The 2586-nt window shown below is 63.9% G+C and carries 2 protein-coding genes; both read right to left on the reverse strand.

The window, feature by feature from the left end; translation table 11 throughout:
* Positions 1 to 116: 116 nt before the first annotated feature.
* Positions 117 to 863, reverse strand: a complete 747-nt coding sequence (locus BSP109_RS16420) for an ATP-binding protein (RefSeq protein ID WP_101602030.1) — start codon at positions 861 to 863, stop codon at positions 117 to 119.
* A complete protein-coding gene (gene istA, locus BSP109_RS16425; protein ID WP_101602032.1) occupies positions 860 to 2425 on the reverse strand; it encodes an IS21 family transposase in 1566 nt (521 codons plus the stop codon). The genes BSP109_RS16420 and istA overlap by 4 nt, the downstream gene beginning before the upstream one ends.
* Between the last annotated feature and the right edge of the window lie 161 nt (positions 2426 to 2586).

A 2586-nucleotide genomic window follows, 5' to 3' on the forward strand; every position in this document is an offset into this window, starting at 1 on the left:
GTGAGTATTTGAAGGCTTGAAGGCCACTCGATATTGCCTCCCGGGACCACCGATATTGCCCATCGGGGACCAGGGGTGGTGCCGGCGGGGGCCATCGGCCCCCACCGACAGCCTTCCTACTGGTTCAGTATCGCCTTCTCCCGCATATTATGGGTGCCGGTATCGACCCAGATGGTGTTGTGCACGATGCGGTCCATGATCGCATCGGCATGGACCCCGGAACCGAGTCGTTGATGCCAATCCTTCTTCGCGTACTGGGTACAGAACACCGTCGACGTGCTGTCGTAGCGCCGTTCGAGCAACTCCAGGAGCATGCTGCGCATCGACTCATCCGGATGATCGAGCAACCACTCATCAATGACCAGAAGAGTGAAGGCCGCGTACTTGCGAAGGAACTTCGTCGTGCCCTGCGGCTTGTCCAATGCCTGCGCCCACGCTTCTTCAAGATCAGGCATACGGATGTAATGAGCTCGGATCCGATGTTGACAGGCCTGCTTCGCCAGCGCGCACCCCAGATAGGACTTTCCGGAACCGGTGAAGCCCTGGAACACCACGTTCTGCTGACGCTCGATGAACGAACACGTACCCAGCTGAGCAAGAACGTGACGATCCAGCCCGCGTTCTTCGACCCGATCCACGCGACGTAGATCTGCCCCGGGGTAGCGCAGTCCGGCCCGCCGGATCAGCCCTTCGACTTTGGCGTGGTTGAACGTCTGGTGAGCCTCATCGACGACGAGGCGTAGCCGGTCATCGAAGCCCATCCCCAGCACGAGGTTCTCGTCTTCGCTCTCCAGGGCCTCCAGCAGGGCGGCAGCACCCATCTCACGCAGCTTCCGCTTCGTCTCACCGTCGGTCCCGCTCATTTCGCGCCCCCTTCTGCGTAGTAGGACGCCCCGCGGACATAGCCGCCGTGTTCGACGAGTTCTTCTCGTGGCGGTCTCAGCTCGGCGGTCTTGTCCTGACTGGTGGCCAGGATCGGCTGTACGTGGGCATAGCGCGGGGAACGGATCGGTCCGGCCAGAGCGATCCGGCAGGCGGCCTCCACACGCTCCGCGGAAAAGCGTCGTGACAGCCGCAGCACAGCCAGGGCGGCATCGAGTCCTTGCTCATCGACCGGCACGGACTCGAAGATCCTGTTGACGACCACCAGGGCGGAGGGTCCGATCCGCTCGGCCCATTCTCGTACTCGCGGGGCGTCCCACGGCTGATATCTCGCACCGGTGGGCAGATCAGCATCATTCGTCCGGTACTCGTTCGCGGCAGCCTCGGGAAGCAGCAGGTGGCTGCTCAGCCGCTCGGTGCCCCGGTAGGCCTCCAGCACCCGGTCGGTGATCCTCAGATCGACTTTCGTGCCGATATGCGCCACCGGGACCGAGTAGTGGTTCCGCTGCCAACTGAGGTGTCCGTTGCGCGCCACCCGTCGGCCGTAGACCCAGTGGCTGATCTCGTAGGCGACCTGCGGCAGGGGTGTCAGCAACGGCTGCTCCTCAGCGGCAAACACACTGGACCGTGAGCCTGGCCGCTTCTGGAACGGCTCGACGTTGTAGTCCGCCACTCGTTCGGTGATCGCTGCGGCCAGTTCTGGCAAAGTCGCGAACCTGCGCTCTCGTAGTCCGGCGATGATCCAGGTGGCGACGTGGGAGACGGTGTTCTCCACGCTGGCCTTGTCTTTCGGAGCTCTGATCCTGCCCGGCAGCACGGCGGCGGAGTAATGTGCGGCCATCTCCCGGTAGGCGTCGTTGAGCACGATCTCGCCTTCGCGGGGGTGCTTGAGTACCCCGGTCTTGAGGTTGTCCGGCACGATCCGTGGACTCGACCCGCCGAAGGCTTCGAACATCGCGACATGGGCCCGTAGCCAGGTGTCCTGCTTCATGTCCAGGGTCGGGGCCACGAACGCGTACCGGCTGAACGGCAGACACCCCACGAACAAGTACACCCTCGTCGCTGCTGCTGTGGCGGGATCATGCAGCTGCATCGTCGGTCCGGACCAGTCGACCTCGACCGTCTGTGCCGCCTTGTGCCCCACCCTGGACGCGGCGCCGGTGACAAGCACGTGACGCTGGTAGGTCCGGCAGAATCGGTCATAGCCCATCGCCGGCGTCCTCGCCGTGGTGCAGTCGTCGGTGTACTCGCTGTGCAGCAGCTTCAGCGTCACACCGACCCGGGCCAGCTCCTTGTGGACCTGTTCCCAGTCCGGCTGAGCGAACACGCTCTGGTGCTCGCCTCGGCCCGGGAACACCAGCCCGTAGACCTCGCCATCGGTGCGGTCCTTGACGTCGTCCCACCTGAGCCCGCCTGTGTCGGCGGCTTCCAGCACTGCTGTGACGGACTTCCGCGACATGCCCTGTGAGGCCGCGATCGCTCGTGCGGAGAGGCCCTCGGCGCGTAACTGCAGCACCAACTTGGCTCTGATCTTCCGTACCATGAATGGTCTCCTTCCGCCGCGTGCCGTATACACGCGACGGAAGGAGCCTAAGCACGGTGGTCCCTAAGCACGCCATGAGTGGTCCCCACGCGCACTATCGGCCGATCAGCGCAGTGGCCCCCAAACACACGACTGGTGGACCCCAAAGAAGCGAATATTCA

Origin of the sequence: Brevibacterium sp. Mu109 (genome assembly GCF_900169375.1) — a bacterium.
GTDB lineage: Bacteria > Actinomycetota > Actinomycetes > Actinomycetales > Brevibacteriaceae > Brevibacterium > Brevibacterium yomogidense_A.